The organism is Rhizobium sp. SSA_523, from assembly GCF_030435705.1.
Lineage (GTDB): Bacteria > Pseudomonadota > Alphaproteobacteria > Rhizobiales > Rhizobiaceae > Neorhizobium.
This window is the reverse complement of record NZ_CP129382.1, coordinates 3,096,004-3,112,187: the sequence shown is the minus strand read 5'-3', so window position 1 is coordinate 3,112,187 and position 16,184 is coordinate 3,096,004. Positions and strand designations below refer to the sequence as shown.

Genomic DNA, 16,184 nt, shown 5'->3' with positions numbered 1-16,184 from the left:
CTCTCAGAGCAAATGTCGAACCACTAACCTGCGACCGCGCGGGCCTGCATGCGCGCCATGCTTTTTTTAAGTCCGAGGCAGGGTGAAAGCTTGCGAAAAATCCGCTAGAACGGGCACATGAACAGGCCTTTTTTCAGCGAGACGCAGACCAACCTTGCCGAATTGTCGGTGTCGGAACTGTCCGGCTCGATCAAGCGCACGGTCGAGACCGCCTTTGACCATGTGCGGGTCCGCGGGGAAATTTCCGGCTATCGCGGTCCCCATTCATCCGGCCATGCCTATTTCTCGCTCAAGGATGATCGGGCGCGCATCGATGCGGTGATCTGGAAAGGCTCGTTCTCCAAGCTGAAATTCCGCCCGGAAGAGGGCATGGAGGTGATTGCCACCGGCAAGGTCACCACCTTTCCCGGCTCCTCCAAATACCAGATCGTCATCGAGACACTGGAGCCGGCAGGTGCCGGCGCGCTGATGGCGCTGATCGAGGAGCGCAAGCGCAAGCTTGCCGCCGAAGGCCTGTTCGATCCCGCCCGCAAACGGGCCCTGCCCTTCCTGCCAAAGGTGATCGGCGTCGTCACCTCGCCCACCGGCGCCGTGATCCGCGATATCCTGCACCGCATCTCCGACCGATTCCCCGTGCATGTGATCGTGTGGCCGGTCAAGGTTCAGGGGGAAGGATCCGGCGACGAGGTGGCAAATGCCATTTCCGGCTTCAATGCGCTTGATCCGCTCGGTCCCGTGCGGCGACCGGATGTGCTGATCGTCGCCCGTGGCGGCGGCAGCCTTGAGGATCTCTGGAGCTTCAACGACGAGGCCGTGGTGCGGGCGGCCGCCGAAAGCGCCATTCCGCTGATTTCCGCGGTGGGTCACGAAACCGATTGGACGCTGATCGACCACGCGGCCGATATGCGGGCGCCGACGCCGACCGGTGCGGCCGAAATGGCCGTTCCGGTAAAGGCGGAACTGGATGCGCAGCTTGCCGCTCTTTCCGCACGCCTGCGCGGCTGCGCATCGCGCCAGATGGATCATCGTCGGCAGAACCTGCGCGCCCTGGTGCGGGCGCTGCCCTCGCTCGACCAGTTGCTTGCGCTTCCGCGGCGCCGTTTCGACGAGGCCGCCGCCGGTCTCGGTCGCGGGCTGGAGCGCACGGCGATTACCAAGCGCCGGCAATTCGAGCGCGCCTCCGCCGGACTTCGCCTGGATATTCTGACCAACCGCATCGGCGAGCGCCGGCGCCATCTTGCCGAGCAGGTTCTGCGCAAGGATCGCTGCCTGGAGCGCCAATTGCTCGGCGCCCGCGGGCGGATCGACCGGGCTCACGCGCAATTATCCGGCCTACCGCAGCGTCTTTCGGGCCATATCGGCCGCGAGAGGCAACATACGGCGGCGCTCTCGCGGCAGGCGGATACGGCGATCCGCCACGCCATGGCGCGGCACCGGGCAACGCTTGCGGCACAGGACCGCGTCTTGCAATCGCTCTCCTACAAGAACGTGCTGAAGCGTGGTTTCGCCGTGATCCGCGGCGAGGATGACCAGCCCTTGACGCGGGCTTCGGCCATCGCAACCGGCCAGGCTCTCTCCATCGAATTTGCCGATGGCCGCGTGGCGGCGACCGCCGGCGAGGGCTCGGAACCGGCGGTGGCAATGGGACCGGCGGCGGCATTGACGCCGCGCAAACGCACGCCGAAATCCGCGCCGGAACAAGGCCCGGAAGACGGCCCGAAACAGGGAACCCTGTTCTGACCGATGCGCTTTGTTTGCCTTATGCTTTTGTTTTGACGAATGACTTCGATCCAACCCGCACGCTTGTTCTGACCGATGACCCTGCGCTTTCTCATCGTTCTTGCGCATCCGCTACCGGACAGCTTTGCTGCCGCGGTGGCGGGACTTGTGGTCGAAACGCTCCGCGAAAAGGGCCATGCAGCCGATCTGCTCGACCTGTATCGCGAGGATTTCGATCCGCGCCTTTCGACCAGCGAGCGTCAAACCTATTTCGAGCCGCGGTGTGATACGAGCGCCGTCGATCCGATCATCGAACGGCTGCAGGCCGCCGACGGGCTGATCCTCGTCTTTCCCCAATGGTGGTTCAACTTCCCGGCCATACTCAAGGGCTTCTTCGACCGCATCTTTGCACCAGGCGTGGCGTTTCATCTCGATCCCGCAGGCGGACGCATCCGCCCGGCGCTCGGCAATATCCGCCATTTCTACGCCTTGACCACGACCGGTTCCCCCTGGTGGGTGGTGAAGCTCTATATGGGCGACCCCGTCCGGCGCCTGCTCAAACGCGGTATTGCGGCTTTCTGCGCCAAGAACGTTGATTTCAGGATGCTGGCCCTGCACGACATGGACCGCGCGAGCGCACAGAAGCGCTCGGCGCATCTGGCGCGTGTACGCCGTCTGGTGGAGCGGCTCTGACCTTCGCCGTGAAGGACCCCGTGGCACCTAGCGGTCGATCCGCTCCAGATAGGCCGCCAGGAGTGCATCCAATTGCTCGAACTCCTCACGCTCCAGCATGGCTGTGAGGCGATGCTGATTGGCGACATGATCGGTCACTGCCTGGTCGATGAGCGCAAGCCCCGCATCGGTGAGGCCGATCAACACACTGCGGCCATCCTCAGGGTTCGGCAGCCGCGCCACCAGTTTCTGCTTTTCCAGCTGGTCGATGCGGTTCGTCATCGTGCCGGAGGTGACCATGGTCGCTGCCAGGAGATCGCCGGGCGACAGGTGGAAGGGCGCTCCGGCGCGGCGCAGCGTCGCCAGCACATCGAAACTGGCCCGGTTGAGACCGTGGCGGACGAGCACAGCCTCGATCTCGCGCGACAGCCGCGTGTGCAGCCGCGCAAACCGGCCGAGAAGCCCCATTGGCTCCACATCGAGGTCCGGGCGCTCCCGATGCCATTGCTCCAGAATGCGTGTCACGTGATCCATTCCGCATCCTAGCCAAGAATTTATCTTGACGTCAAGATTTCGGCGATTATCTTGACGTCAAGATAAATGGAGCCGTGCCATGAGCCGCCTAACCGACACCGCGCTAACCGCGCTTGCACCCGCCATCTGGGGCTCCACCTATATCGTCACAACCCAATTGCTGCCGCCTGGCCTGCCGCTGACGGTGGCCGCCCTGCGCGCTCTGCCGGCCGGCCTGCTTCTGCTGCTTATCGTGCGCCGTATGCCTCACGGCGCCTGGTGGTGGAAAAGCCTCATTCTCGGCGCCCTCAACTTCTCGCTGTTCTGGGCCTGCCTCTTCGTGTCCGCCTATCGGCTGCCGGGCGGCGTGGCGGCAACCGTCGGTGCTATCCAGCCGCTGATCGTCCTCGTGCTTGCCCGCCTCTTGCTTGCCGCCCCGGTGCGGCTTCTTTCCGTGGCCGGCGGCCTTGCCGGCATGGCAGGTGTCGCTCTTCTGGTGCTGACGCCGAATGCGGCGCTCGATCCGATCGGCGTGGTGGCCGGATTGGCCGGCGCGGCGGCCATGGCGGCCGGCACGGTGCTGAGCCGCAAATGGACCCCCCCGGTTTCGCCGCTTACCTTCACCGCCTGGCAACTGACGGCGGGAGGCCTGCTGCTTCTGCCCTTTGCCCTCGCGCTCGAACCTGCTCTGCCGCCGCTCACCCTGCCCAACCTCCTCGGTTTCGCCTATCTCGGCCTGATCGGGGCAGCGCTCACCTATATTCTGTGGTTTCGTGGCCTTTCCCGGCTGGAGCCGGCGGCCGTGTCGGCGCTCGGCTTCCTGAGCCCGCTTGTCGCCGTGCTGCTCGGCTGGACCCTGCTCGGCCAGTCGCTCGACGCGCTCCAGATCACCGGGGTCGTCGTGGTTCTTGCCAGCGTCTGGATCAGCCAGAAGGTCCAGGCCGGCAGCACCCGATGAGCGAGCGGAGCCGGTAAGCAGATGGCCGAAAAGGTCCGCTCTTCGTCCGTTGCGGTGCTTTTGCAGCTGGTAGTAGGGGCTATGCTGCGGCTACATTGTCAACTCCGGAGAGCCGAAAATGTCCGATACCGCCCTCGTCGTCATCGATGTGCAAGAATCCTTCCGCCACCGTCCTTACTGGGAGGACGCGGACCTTATCCCGTATCTCGAGAAGCAGCAGGCGCTGATCGACAAGGCCGTGGCGGCAGGAATTCCAGTTGTTCAGATCTTCCATGTCGAAGAGTCCGGCCCCTTCTCCAAGGATAGCGGCCATGTCCGCACCCTGGAGGGTCTGCGCATCGAGCCGGACGCCATCTTCGAAAAGCACCGCCACTCGGCTCTCGTCGGCTCGGGCCTCGATGTCTGGCTGACGGCCAAGGGGATCAGCCGGCTGATCATTTCGGGCATCCGCACCGAACAATGCTGCGAGACCACCACCCGCCACGCCTCGGATCTCGGTTTTGCTGTCACCTATGTGGCCGAGGCGACGCTGACCTTCACGATGACCGATGCGGACGGAATTTCGCATACGCCCGCGCAGATCCGCCGGCATACGGCCATGGTGCTGAAGGACCGCTTTGCCCGGATCGCAACTGTCGAGGACGCGATCGAGCCGGTACGCCAGGCGGCTTGAGAAACGGAGGCGACCTGCATGAATGCGAGACCCATTATCGTCCCGGTCGTCATGGTCATCCCTCCGCACGCCTTGCTCCTGGATATTGCAGGGCCGATGGAGGTCCTGCGCTATGCCAATCAGCATCAGGACGAGCTGTTTTTCGACTATCGCTATGTGTCCACCGCGCCACGGCAGACGAGTTCGATCGGCCTGTCGCTAGACGGGCTTTTGCCTTTGCCGAACAGACTGCCCGAAAAGGCGCTGCTGATCGTTTCGGGAGCGGCCTCCGCCACCGCGGACCGGCAGCCGGTTGATGCCGAACGATTGTCGCTTGCCGACTGGATGCGGCGCGTCGTGCGTGCCGATACGACGATCATCAGCATCTGCTCCGGTGCGCTTCTGGTGGCCGCCGCCGGATTGCTGGAAGGGCGCCGCTGCACCACCCATGCCGATTGCCTTGCCGAGCTGAGCCGCCTTGCGCCGACGGCGACCGTGCTTGAGAACCGGCTCTATGTCGAAGACGGGCCGGTCTTTTCCAGCGCCGGCATTTCCACCGGCATCGACCTGATGCTGCATATCGTCGCGCGGATGACCTCGGCGCCTGTTTCTCTCGCCGCCGCGCGCAAGATGGTCATTTACCTTCGGCGCAGCGGCGACGACCCGCAAATTTCTCCCTGGTTGTCCGGCCGCAATCATGTGCATCCGGCCATCCATGCGGTGCAGGACGCCATCATGGCCGACCCGGCGGTCGACTGGTCCGTGTCGCGGCTTGCCGGCCTCGGCCATTTGAGCGAGCGACACCTGTCGCGCCTGTTTCGCGAGCATGCGGGGATGTCGCTGATCGATTACGTCAATCTTATGCGGATCACCTTGGCGCGCGACATCATCAGCCAGTCGCGGCTCGATCTCGAATCGGTGGCCGAGCGCGCGGGTTTTTCCTCCTCACGGCATTTGCGCCGGATCTGGCGCCGCCATCACGGCGAGCCCCCCAGCCAGCATCGCGCGGCTGGCTGATCCTGGCTGATCCATCCATCACGCAAATAGATTGGTGCCAAGCCTGTTGCATCGCTAGCTTCGCCCCATATGCTGGCGTCTGACAAAGCAAGAGGTATGACTATGGACAAGCGTCCCCTTGGCCGCACCGGCCTATCCATCGCTCCCGTCGTGTTCGGCGGCAATGTCTTCGGCTGGACCGCGGATGAGAAGACCTCCTTCGATCTGCTCGACCGTTTCTTCGAGGCGGGCTTCAACTGCATCGATACGGCCGATGTCTATTCCGCCTGGGTCGACGGCCATCAGGGCGGGGAGAGTGAGACTGTCATCGGCCGCTGGCTGAAGCGTGGCACCGTCCCGCGCGACAAGGCAGTGATCGTGACGAAAGTCGGCTTCGACAATCGCGGCGAAAAAACCGGGCTGTCGAAAGCCTGGATCGAAAAGGCCATCGATGCTTCGCTCACGCGGCTGGGGACGGATTATGTGGATCTCTACCTCGCGCACAAACCCGATCCGGATATTGCCATCGAGGAAACGCTGGAAGCTTTCGATCGTCTGAAACAGGCCGGCAAGGTGCGCGCGATCGGCTGCTCCAATTACGATGCCGCTCAATTGCGGGCATCGCTCGAGGCCGCCGGCAGCAATGGCCTGCCGCGCTATGACGTACTGCAGCCGGAATATAATCTCTATACTCGCGACCGGTTCGAAGGCGAGCTCGCCGAGCTCTGCATCGCCGAGGAGATCGGCGTCATCAGCTATTATGCCCTGGCCGCAGGTTTCCTGACCGGGAAATATCGCAAGGCGGAAGACACGCAAGGGGCAGCGCGCGCCTATCGTGTCGGCGGCTACCTGGATGAGAAGGGTCACCGTATCCTTGCCGCCCTGGATGCGGTGGCCAGCGAAACCGGGGCCAGCCTCGCTTCGATCGCCATTGCCTGGGTGGCTGCCCGCCCCGGAATTACGGCTCCGATCGCATCCGCGACCTCGCTCTCGCAACTGGACGCCATGCTGGCAGCCGGAACCCTGACGCTGAGCGAGGCGCAGATGCAGCGGCTGAACGAGGCCGGGGCATGAGTGGGGCAATAAGTGGGGCCACAAGTGGGACCGAGAGCAAGGCGCTGGTCATTCGCGACGCCCGCGCCGAGGACGAAGCAGGCTGGCGGCAGCTCTGGGCCGATTACCTTGCCTTTTACAAGGTTACGCTGACCAAGGATGTCACCGACCACACCTGGGCACGCATTCTCGATCCCGCCTCGCGCGTGGCCATGCGGGTTGCGGAGGTGGAGGGCCGGCTGGCTGGCTTTGCCATCCATCATTTTCACGATTCCACCTGGGTCAAGACGCCGGATTGCTATCTGGAGGATCTCTTCCTCGACGAGCGGTTCCGGGGACGGGGTATCGGCCGCGCCCTGATGGAGGATCTCGTGGCGCTATCGCGCAAGAACGGCTGGTCGCGCCTCTACTGGCATACGGACGAAGGCAATGCGACGGCACGCAGACTGTACGACAGTTTCGTGCCGTCTGACGGCCATGTCCGGTATCGCATCAAATTCGGCTGATCATCCACGAAAGCGAAAGAAATCGACGAAGGCCCGGAGCGGCGGCCGCATCTGCCGTCGCGATGGGTAATAGATATAGAAGCCGTCGAAAGGTGGGCACCAATCGTCCAGTACGCGCACCAGGCGGCCGGCCGCGATATCCTCCTCTACACGGCGGTCAAAGAGAAAGGCGAGGCCCACACCATCGAGAGCAGCACGCCGCATCATGGTCTGGTCGGAAAGGATCAGCGGGCCTGTCACATCGACCACCAGCGGCTTGCCCTTGTTCTCCAGTTCCCAGCGGTAGATGGTGCCGCTGGAAAACCGGCGACGAATGCAGCGATGCTGCATCAGGTCACGCGGGTGCTGCGGCGGCGCGACCTGTTTTAGATAAGCCGGCGATCCCACAATGGCCCCGCGCCAGGGGCCGCTTGCTCTCACGGCGATCATGTCCGCCTCCAAATGCTCCCCGAGCCTTAAGCCGGCATCGCGCCCGCGTTCGACAATATCTTCAAACCGATCCTCCGTGCGAAGATCCAGCTCGATCTCCGGGTAAAGAGACAAGAAATCGGCCAGGCGCGGCAGTATAAGCTCATCGGCGGCCAGTTGCGGCATGGTCAGCCGCAAGGGTCCCGCCGGCCTTTCCCGCCGATCCGCTAAGGCATCGAGTACGGAGGAAATCTCCGAGAGAGCAGGTCCCAGCGTCGCAATCAGCTGCTGACCTTCCTCCGTGGGTGCTACACTGCGGGTTGTCCGCTGCAGCAGCCGGACGCCGAGGCTCTCCTCCAGCGCCGAAACCGCATGGCTGACGGCAGACGGTGCAATGGCGAGATCGGCCGCTGCCTTGCGGAAGCTCCGATGCTCGGCCACGACCGCCAGCACGGCAAGTTGCGAAAGTTGGATCCTGTTCATTGTTCTAAACGATAGAACAGCCCGCTGTGATTTGCAGCCATTTTCGTGAGGCTGCGGGTGGATTAGATTGCAATCCCTCTGCGGGTCTTGCCGCTCCGGATCGCCCGCGACAGGTTCCCACTTCGCCAAAAGGAGACCACGCCATGCAAACCCGCCATCTCGGTTCGCTCACCACCTCGGCACTCGGCCTCGGCTGCATGGGCATGACGCATGCCTATAGCCCCTCGGTCGATGAACAATCGGCGCTTTCCACGCTCGCTCGTGCCGTGGACCTTGGCGTCACGCTTTTCGACACGGCCGAGGTCTATGGTCCCTTCACCAATGAGGAACTGGTGGGCAAGGGACTGAAGCCTTATCGCGACAAGGTGCTGATCGCGACCAAGTTCGGCTTTACCATTGGTGACGAGGCCAAGGCTGCGCGCCCCTCCGGCGTCGATAGTCGGCCGGAGCATGTGCGGGCCGTGGCGGAAGCCTCCCTGAAGCGGCTCGGCGTCGAGGTGATCGACCTTCTCTACCAGCACCGCGTCGATCCCGATGTCCCGATCGAAGAGACAGTCGGTGCCATGGCGGATCTCGTGCAAGAGGGTAAGGTGCGGGCGCTCGGCCTGTCCGAGGCCAGTGCCGCAACATTGCGCCGGGCCCATGCGGTCCATCCGATCGCTGCCATCCAGAGCGAATATTCGCTATGGACGCGGGACCCTGAGCAAAACGGCGTGCTCGATACCTGCCGCGAACTCGGCATTGGTTTCGTGCCGTTTTCGCCGCTCGGTCGCGGGGCTCTGACCGGCGCGCTGAAGAGCCTCGACGGGCTGGCCGACAATGATTTCCGCCGCGGCCTGCCGAGGTTCCAGGGCGAAAATTTCGACGCCAATCTGGCGCTGGTGCAGCTTCTTGAACAGATGGCCGAGCAGAAGGGCGTCACCGCCGGACAGCTGGCGCTTGCCTGGGTGCTGGCACAGGGCGATTTCATCGTACCAATCCCCGGCACCACGAAGATCGCCAACCTGGAAAAGAACGTCGCCGCCTCTGCCATTACGCTCTCGCCGGAGGAGGTGAAGGATCTGGGCGACCGTCTGTCTCCGGCCAAGGTCAAAGGCGAGCGTTACCCGGAATCCATGGCGAAGATGGCGAACAAATGAGGCGCTGACAGAGACTGGCTGCGGATCCTCGGGTCAATCCCGAGGATCCGCAGCAAAAGCGTGGCCGCCAGAGATCAGGCGCGCAGGGTTCCGCCGGTGGATTTCTCCACATTGCCGACGATCTTCTTCGTCAGCATGTCGAAATCCTCATCCGTCAGCGTCTTGTCCATCGGCTGGATGAGCACTTCGATCGCGATCGACTTCTTGCCTTCACCCAGCGAGGCACCTTCGAAGACATCGAAGACATTGGCGCCGCTGATCAGTTTCCGGTCGGCGGTGATGGCCGCCTTGAGGATGGAGCCGGCATCCACGGACCGGTCCACGACGAAGGCGAAATCCCGCTTGACCATCTGGAATGGCGACAAGTCGAGTGCCGGCTTCGTCCGGGTGGCCTTCTTCTTCGGCTCCGGCATGGCGTCGAGATAAACCTCGAAGCCGCAAAGCGCGCCCGAAACGTCAAGGCTGGACAGAGTATTGGGGTGGAATTCGCCGAAATGGCCGAGCACCACCTTCGGGCCCATCTTGATCGTGCCGCAACGCCCGGGATGATACCAGGACGGGCCGCCCTGCTCGACCTGCACATTTCCCATGGGCAGGCCACAGGCTTCGATCACCGCCAGCGCATCGGCCTTGGCATCGAAGACATCCACCGGCTTGCCGCCGCCCTTCAGCGCATTCGACCAGGAGCGGCCGGCGCCGGCAAGCGAGGCAGTGCCGCGGCGAAGCCCGCCGGCCACGCGGCGCTGCTCCTCCTGTCTGTCGCCCTCATAGGTGCCGGACACTTCGAAAATCGCCACGTCGCCGAAACCCTTGTCCGCATTGCGCTGCGCCGCAGTCAACAGGCCGGGCAGGAGCGAGGGACGCATGTCCGACATATCGGCGGCGATCGGATTGGCGAGCTTCAGGGCCGGCTTGCCGCCGCCAAACAGCTTTGCCTGGTCTTCCGGAATGAAGGACCAGGTAACGGCTTCGAGCATGCCGCGGCTGGCGAGCGCCCGTTTGGCCGTGCGCGTGCGGATCTGCAGCGTCGTGAGGATCCGGCCATTGACCGTATCCTTGGCCGGCAGCGGCTCAGGCTTGATCTTGTCGACGCCGTGGATGCGCATGATCTCTTCCACCAGATCGGCCTTGCCATCCACATCGGGCCGCCAGGAGGGAACCGCCACCTGCACGCTCTTCTCATCGCCGGACAGGATCTCGAAGCCGAGGCCGGTAAGGATAGTGCGGCTCTCCTCGATCCCGACCGTGAGGCCCGTCAGTCGCTTGACCTCCGAGAAGGGGAAATCGATCTGCCGGGGCTCGTGGCCGCGATAGCCCGTCACCTTGGCCTTGGCCGGCGTGCCGCCGCACAATTGGACGACGAGATCGGTCGTGCGCTCCAGGCCTGGCATCATATATTCGGGATCCACGCCGCGCTCGAAGCGATAACGCGCATCGGTAATGATGCCGAGCGCGCGGCCGGACTTGGCGATATTGATCGGATCCCACAGCGCCGATTCGATCAGCACTTCGGTCGTGCTCTCGTCGCAGCCCGAATGTTCGCCGCCCATGATGCCGCCGATCGATTCGACGCCGTTATCATCGGCAATCACCACATTGGCGGGGCCGAGCTTATAGGTGCGCGTGTCCAGGGCGAGAATTTCCTCTCCCTCCCTGGCGCGCCGCACCACGAGATTGCCCCGCACCTTGGCCGCATCGAAGACATGCATCGGACGACCCTGGTCGAAGGTCATGTAGTTGGTGATGTCGACCAGCGCATTGATGGGTCGCAGGCCGATCGCCTTCAGTCGCGTCTGCATCCAGGCCGGGCTCGGGCCATTCGTCACGCCGCGCACCAGACGGAGCGCAAAGCCAGGGCAAAGCCGCTCATCATCGAGATCGATCGTCACGTCGAGCGGGGTTTCACCTTCCGTCCTGACGTTCGGCGCCGGCGGTGTCTTCAGAGTTCCGAGGCCGGACGCGGCGAGATCGCGCGCAATCCCGAAGACGCTGGTGCAATCCGGGCGGTTGGGTGTGAGATTGATCTCGATCACCGGGTCGTCGAGGCCGGCATAGGTGGCGAATGCAGCGCCGACCGGTGCATCGTCCGGCAAGTCGATAATGCCGTCATGATTGTCGGAGATATTGAGTTCCTTCTCCGAGCACATCATGCCGTGGCTTTCGACGCCGCGGATATTGCCGACCGAGAGGGTGACATCGATACCAGGCACATAGGTTCCCGGCCGCGCCAGTGCACCGACCAGGCCGGCGCGCGCATTCGGCGCACCACAGACGACCTGCACGGGCTTGCCGTCACCGGTATCGACCATCAGCACCTTCAGCCGATCGGCAGAGGGATGCTTCTCGGCGGAAACGACTTTGGCGATGATGAAGGGCTTGTAGGCCGCCCGGTCATCGACATCCTCGACCTCCAGGCCGATCGCGGTCAGTCGCTCGCAGATTTCCTCGAGCGAGGCCTCGGTTTCCAGGTGGTCCTTCAGCCAGGAGAGTGTGAATTTCATGAATAGGTCTCATTTCAAACTATGGGCATCGGGCCCGAATTACATCGATCGAGAGATCGGCCTGCCGAAGACACCCGCTCTCATATTCATCCCATTCGTTTGCGACCGAGAGCCGACATCCGGCAGCGCCGCGCCTGATCCGATCATCATTGGTAGCGAAGGAAAACCCGGACCACTTCGACTGCTTGGACAACAGCGTCATGTCGGGGCGCCTCACTTTGGCTTGTCCTTAACATAGTCTTCCAGCACGTCATTGATCCGACTTTGCCAGCCCGGACCGGTCTTGCGAAAATGCTCGACCACATTTTTGTTAAGACGAAGCCCAATCCGTTCCTTGACCGGTGATTTCTGCGGACCGCGCTCACCGCGCTGCCTGAAGAAACCGGTGAATTCCGGATAATCAGTCACCGGACGCGCTTGCTGCATCACCTCGTCCGTGAGGTCTGAACTGTCTTCGCCGTGAGCGATCTCGTACTGGTCAAGCGTCACCCTGCCAGCGTCAACATCAGCGAGTGTCGGCAAACCGTTCCCTCGCCTTTTCGTAGACTTTGCGTTCGCGATCATTGATCTTCCTCATCGAAATGATGCGCATCCTGCCATGCCTGGGCGTCCAGCAGACCCGGCAGAGGACACCATCCAGCATGCCGGTCCAGTTGTAACGGATTTCCCCGTATTTCTTGCGCAAATCCAGGTCGACGACGATGCTTTGTGGGTCGAGATACACAATATCAGCGAAATCCAGCCCTCGCTCTCGAAGGGTTGCCTGCCTCTTCTCCTCGTCCCATTCCAGTTCCATACATACCACAGCTACTTATTTGTGGCCACAATTAAAGATCAAGAACTCAAACCGCCGAACAGGGTTGGCATGTCGAGCGGGCGGAAGCCGTAATGGTTCATCCAGCGCACATCGGCATTGAAGAAATCGCGCAGGTCCGGCATGCCGTATTTCAGCATGGCGATGCGGTCGAGCCCCATGCCCCAGGCAAAGCCCTGATATTCGTCAGGATCGAGGCCGCCGGCGCGCAGCACGTTCGGGTGAACCATGCCGCAGCCGAGAATCTCCATCCAGTCATTGCCTTCTCCGAATTTCACGATCGGGCCGGAGGAGCGGTCGCACTGGATATCAACCTCGAAGCTCGGCTCCGTGAAGGGGAAGAATGACGGGCGGAAGCGCATGGTGACGCTGTCGACCTCGAAGAAGGCCTTGCAGAACTCCTCGAGAATCCACCGCATATTGCCGACATGGCTCTTCTTGTCGACGACCAGGCCCTCGACCTGATGGAACATCGGCGAATGGGTCGCGTCGGAATCCTGGCGATAGGTCTTGCCGGGAATGATGATGCGGATGGGCGGCTTCTGGCTCTCCATGGTGCGAATCTGAACCGGCGAGGTATGCGTGCGCAATACCTTCCGCTCGCCCTTCTCATCCGGCTGGAAGAAGAAGGTATCGTGCATTTCGCGGGCCGGATGACCTTCGGGGAAGTTCAAGGCGGTGAAATTGTAATAATCCGTCTCGATATCCGGGCCTTCGGCGATCGAAAATCCCATATCGGCGAAAATCGCGGTGATCTCGTCGACAATCTGGCTGATCGGATGGATCCGGCCCCGCTCGGCGGGCGAAGAGCGTACCGGAAGCGTGACATCAAGCGTCTCGGCTGCCAGCCGCGCATTGATGGCAGCCTCGCGCAGAACGAGCTTGCGGGCGTTGAGCGCGTCCGTCACCTCGTTCTTCAGCGCATTGATGGCCGCCCCACGGCTCTGCCGCTCCTCCGCACTCATCGAGCCCAGCGTCTTCAGGAGCTCGGAGACCGAGCCCTTCTTGCCCATGGCGGCCAGACGAACGGCTTCCAGAGCTGCTTCGTCGCCCGCAGCCGCGATTTCCGTCAGAAGCGAATGTTTCAGGTTTTCCAGATCGGACATGGTTTCTTCCGTGTGATGCTCTGCGGGTATCGGAGGTGACCTCGCCCAGGGCCGTGACGTCGAGTCGTGATATCGATTCGTGATATCGATTCGTGACAGGGCGGCGTGTCAGACAAATGAAAAACCCGCGCCAGCCCAAGCCAGCGCGGGTTTCCCAAGAGAATAAAGCTCGTAAAGCCTGGGACGCGCTGGTTAACGAACCGCGCGCTCAAACTCGTTCGTCGTGCCGGCTTCCTTCAGATATTCCAGAGCCTTCTTCGACGCATCAACCAGCGCGCCGAAGGCTGCCGGCTCATGAATGGCCATGTCGGAGAGAACCTTGCGGTCCACTTCGATGCCAGCCTTGTTCAGGCCGTCGATGAACCGGCCATAGGTCAGGCCGAATTCGCGCACGGCGGCATTGATGCGCTGGATCCACAGGGCGCGGAAGTTGCGCTTGTTGGCGCGACGATCGCGCGTCGCCATCTGCCGCGAACGATCAACGGCTGCCTTGGCGGCGCGGATCGTATTCTTGCGGCGGCCGTAGAAGCCCTTGGCGGCCTTGAGGGTCTTGGTGTGCTTGGCGCGAGAGGTTACGCCACGTTTTACGCGTGCCATGTCATGATCTCCTTAAATGATCCAAAAGCGATAGGGTCTCAGAGACCGTTCGGCAGGTAGTTCTTGATGACCTTCTTGCCGTCGGGTTCGGCGAGGATCATCGTGCCGCGCGCATCGCGGATGAACTTGTTGGACCGCTTGATCATGCCGTGGCGCTTGCCGGCGGCGGCAGCCACGACCTTGCCGGTCGCGGTGATCTTGAACCGCTTCTTGGCGGAGGACTTCGTCTTCATCTTGGGCATTTTGCTTACTCCATAATTCTTGTATCGGGCCGGCTGACGAGGCCAACTCCAAGCTTTCAAAAACGGCCACGGCATGCCCTGCCGGGCCGTTCGGACGCGCGCTTATAGCGGCACATGCCGCAAAGCGCAATGGTAAAAGAAAGGGTCACAACCCTTAAAACAGGCCCTGAACGGCCTGAAAGGCCCCGGCGAATTAACGGGGAGCCAGCACCATCATCATCTGACGGCCCTCGAGCTTCGGTTCGGCTTCCACCTTGGCGATCGCCGCAGTGTCCTCCTTCACCTGAAGCAGAAGCTTCATGCCCAACTCCTGGTGCGCCATTTCGCGACCGCGGAACCGGAGCGTCACTCGAACCTTGTCGCCATCCTCAAAGAAGCGGTTGATCGCCTTCATCTTCACCTCATAATCATGGGTGTCGATGTTCGGACGCATCTTGATTTCTTTGATTTCGACGATCTTCTGCTTCTTGCGCGCCTCTGCCGCCTTCTTCTGGTTGGCGTATTTCAGCTTGCCGAGATCCAGGATCTTGCAGACGGGCGGATCGTTATTGGGGGAGATTTCGACCAGATCGAGCCCAGCCTCCTCCGCCATCTTGAGCGCCTGATCTGTCGGCACGATGCCGAGATTCTGTCCCTCTGCGTCGATCAGCTGAACGCGGGGGATGCGAATTTCCCGATTGGAGCGCGGCCCGTCCTTGACTGGAGCGTCGGCTTTGAAAGGTCTGCGAATGGTCGTATTCTCCTAGAGTTTCTTCATGGATCGCAACGGCGATCATCTGCGCCCGGCGCAATAGCGGGCAATGTCGTCAACGCTGCGGGGAAGTCAATAGCATAGGTGCGATGAGAAATCACCTGCTGCCGGGATTTGGCGAATCTGTTTTATAGAAGCCTCGATCGACGGAGGTACAGATGACCGAAACCACCACCGAGCCCATGCTTGCAACGCTCCCTGTCGGCTCCGGCAGCGCCATGCGGGAGATTGCCGTTCTTCACCGCCCTCCGGCCGAGAAGGACGCAACCCAGCTGGTCTGGCTTGGCGGCTACCGGTCCGACATGACGGGCACGAAAGCCGTAGAAGTGGATCGACTGGCCGCGCAGCGGGGGCTCGCATGCCTGCGCTTCGATTATTCCGGGCATGGCCAATCGGGCGGTGAGTTCACGCAGGGAACGATTTCCCGGTGGGTCGAAGAGACACTGGCGGTTCTCGCAGCTTATCCCGCCCGCCGCCTCGTGCTGATCGGCTCTTCCATGGGAGGCTGGATTGCGCTGCGCGCCCTGCAGGCGCTGAAGACGCGGGCGGATGGTCCGACCATCGGCGGGCTGGTGCTGATCGCACCGGCACCCGACTTTACCAGCGATCTGATCGAGCCGGCTCTCACCGACGAAGAGCGCCGCTCGCTTGAGGAGCGCGGCTTTTTCGAAGAAGCATCGGAATACAGCCCGCAGCCGAACATCTTTACCCGCGCGCTGATCGAGGATGGACGCGACAATCGTGTTCTGGTCGGCACGCTCGATCTTGGCTGCCCGGTCCATATCCTGCAGGGAATGCAGGACGAGGACGTGCCTTACCGCCACGCCCTCAAACTCCTGGATTTCCTGCCGGCCGATGATGTTGTGATGACCCTGGTGCGCGATGGCGATCATCGCCTCTCGCGCCCGAAAGACATTGAACGGATGCTTTCCGCCATCGAAACCATGCTCTGACAGTGCCTTATGTGAGCTGATACTAAAATGCAGCAGTCTTAACCATAAATACCGAGCGATGCTGTTAACGCTTCGTTCATAATTGACACCTGGCCCTCCTCAGCCTTAACGTTTCGTTAGG

The 16,184-nt window shown here is 62.2% G+C and carries 18 protein-coding genes; 9 read left to right on the top strand and 9 right to left on the bottom strand.

All coding sequences use genetic code 11. The annotated features are described in order from the left end of the window. Positions 1-117 precede the first annotated feature (117 nt). On the top strand, positions 118-1,740 hold the full coding sequence (xseA, locus tag QTJ18_RS23045; RefSeq protein WP_252753499.1) for an exodeoxyribonuclease VII large subunit: 1,623 nt from the start codon (positions 118-120) through the stop codon (positions 1,738-1,740). A gap of 81 nt (positions 1,741-1,821) precedes the next feature. After that, positions 1,822-2,412 carry an NAD(P)H-dependent oxidoreductase gene (locus QTJ18_RS23040; RefSeq protein ID WP_252753690.1) on the top strand — a complete coding sequence of 197 codons (591 nt, stop codon included), beginning with the start codon at positions 1,822-1,824 and terminating at the stop codon, positions 2,410-2,412. Positions 2,413-2,439: 27 nt separating this feature from the next. On the opposite strand, the gene QTJ18_RS23035 is transcribed toward QTJ18_RS23040, so the two are convergent. Further along, positions 2,440-2,925 carry a MarR family winged helix-turn-helix transcriptional regulator gene (locus tag QTJ18_RS23035; protein ID WP_252753500.1) on the bottom strand — a complete coding sequence of 162 codons (486 nt, stop codon included), beginning with the start codon at positions 2,923-2,925 and terminating at the stop codon, positions 2,440-2,442. Positions 2,926-3,004: 79 nt separating this feature from the next. On the opposite strand from QTJ18_RS23035, the gene QTJ18_RS23030 reads away from it, so the two are divergent. The 5 genes from QTJ18_RS23030 to QTJ18_RS23010 all read left to right on the top strand — a co-directional run bounded on the left by QTJ18_RS23030 (position 3,005) and on the right by QTJ18_RS23010 (position 7,069). Then, positions 3,005-3,862, top strand: a complete 858-nt coding sequence (locus QTJ18_RS23030) for an EamA family transporter (RefSeq protein ID WP_252753501.1) — start codon at positions 3,005-3,007, stop codon at positions 3,860-3,862. A gap of 118 nt (positions 3,863-3,980) precedes the next feature. Beyond that, positions 3,981-4,535 (top strand): isochorismatase family protein, encoded by a 555-nt coding sequence (locus QTJ18_RS23025; protein WP_252753502.1) that lies wholly within the window; start codon positions 3,981-3,983, stop codon positions 4,533-4,535. Positions 4,536-4,553: 18 nt separating this feature from the next. Then, positions 4,554-5,531 (top strand): GlxA family transcriptional regulator, encoded by a 978-nt coding sequence (locus tag QTJ18_RS23020; protein ID WP_252753503.1) that lies wholly within the window; start codon positions 4,554-4,556, stop codon positions 5,529-5,531. Positions 5,532-5,633: 102 nt separating this feature from the next. Beyond that, positions 5,634-6,584 (top strand): aldo/keto reductase, encoded by a 951-nt coding sequence (locus tag QTJ18_RS23015; protein ID WP_252753504.1) that lies wholly within the window; start codon positions 5,634-5,636, stop codon positions 6,582-6,584. Beyond that, positions 6,581-7,069, top strand: coding sequence for a GNAT family N-acetyltransferase (locus tag QTJ18_RS23010; protein WP_252753505.1), 489 nt, complete (start codon positions 6,581-6,583; stop codon positions 7,067-7,069). The genes QTJ18_RS23015 and QTJ18_RS23010 overlap by 4 nt, the downstream gene beginning before the upstream one ends. Here QTJ18_RS23010 and QTJ18_RS23005 read toward each other — a convergent pair whose 3' ends face one another. Then, positions 7,070-7,960 (bottom strand): LysR family transcriptional regulator, encoded by an 891-nt coding sequence (locus tag QTJ18_RS23005; protein ID WP_252753506.1) that lies wholly within the window; start codon positions 7,958-7,960, stop codon positions 7,070-7,072. It abuts the gene before it with no gap. A 143-nt stretch (positions 7,961-8,103) separates the two neighbouring features. Between QTJ18_RS23005 and QTJ18_RS23000 the strand changes: the two genes are divergently transcribed. Then, on the top strand, positions 8,104-9,099 hold the full coding sequence (locus QTJ18_RS23000) for an aldo/keto reductase (RefSeq protein WP_252753507.1): 996 nt from the start codon (positions 8,104-8,106) through the stop codon (positions 9,097-9,099). Positions 9,100-9,173: 74 nt separating this feature from the next. On the opposite strand, the gene pheT is transcribed toward QTJ18_RS23000, so the two are convergent. From pheT to infC, 7 genes are all read right to left on the bottom strand, one after another. Further along, complete coding sequence (gene pheT / locus QTJ18_RS22995) at positions 9,174-11,600, bottom strand: phenylalanine--tRNA ligase subunit beta (RefSeq protein WP_252753508.1); 2,427 nt, start codon at positions 11,598-11,600, stop codon at positions 9,174-9,176. Positions 11,601-11,813: 213 nt separating this feature from the next. Continuing rightward, positions 11,814-12,122 (bottom strand): BrnA antitoxin family protein, encoded by a 309-nt coding sequence (locus QTJ18_RS22990; protein WP_252753509.1) that lies wholly within the window; start codon positions 12,120-12,122, stop codon positions 11,814-11,816. After that, positions 12,106-12,396, bottom strand: coding sequence for a BrnT family toxin (locus QTJ18_RS22985; protein WP_252753510.1), 291 nt, complete (start codon positions 12,394-12,396; stop codon positions 12,106-12,108). The genes QTJ18_RS22990 and QTJ18_RS22985 overlap by 17 nt, the downstream gene beginning before the upstream one ends. A 38-nt stretch (positions 12,397-12,434) precedes the next feature. Then, a complete protein-coding gene (gene pheS, locus QTJ18_RS22980; RefSeq protein WP_252753511.1) occupies positions 12,435-13,520 on the bottom strand; it encodes a phenylalanine--tRNA ligase subunit alpha in 1,086 nt (361 codons plus the stop codon). Positions 13,521-13,712: 192 nt separating this feature from the next. After that, a complete protein-coding gene (gene rplT / locus QTJ18_RS22975) occupies positions 13,713-14,117 on the bottom strand; it encodes a 50S ribosomal protein L20 (protein WP_252753512.1) in 405 nt (134 codons plus the stop codon). A gap of 38 nt (positions 14,118-14,155) precedes the next feature. Continuing rightward, the gene (gene rpmI / locus QTJ18_RS22970) at positions 14,156-14,359 is read right to left on the bottom strand and encodes a 50S ribosomal protein L35 (protein ID WP_139675803.1); all 204 of its coding nucleotides are present in this window, start codon (positions 14,357-14,359) and stop codon (positions 14,156-14,158) included. A gap of 193 nt (positions 14,360-14,552) precedes the next feature. Then, a complete protein-coding gene (gene infC, locus QTJ18_RS22965; RefSeq protein ID WP_252753691.1) occupies positions 14,553-15,089 on the bottom strand; it encodes a translation initiation factor IF-3 in 537 nt (178 codons plus the stop codon). A gap of 179 nt (positions 15,090-15,268) precedes the next feature. On the opposite strand from infC, the gene QTJ18_RS22960 reads away from it, so the two are divergent. After that, positions 15,269-16,063 carry an alpha/beta hydrolase gene (locus QTJ18_RS22960; protein ID WP_489667221.1) on the top strand — a complete coding sequence of 265 codons (795 nt, stop codon included), beginning with the start codon at positions 15,269-15,271 and terminating at the stop codon, positions 16,061-16,063. The last annotated feature ends 121 nt before the right edge of the window (positions 16,064-16,184 follow it).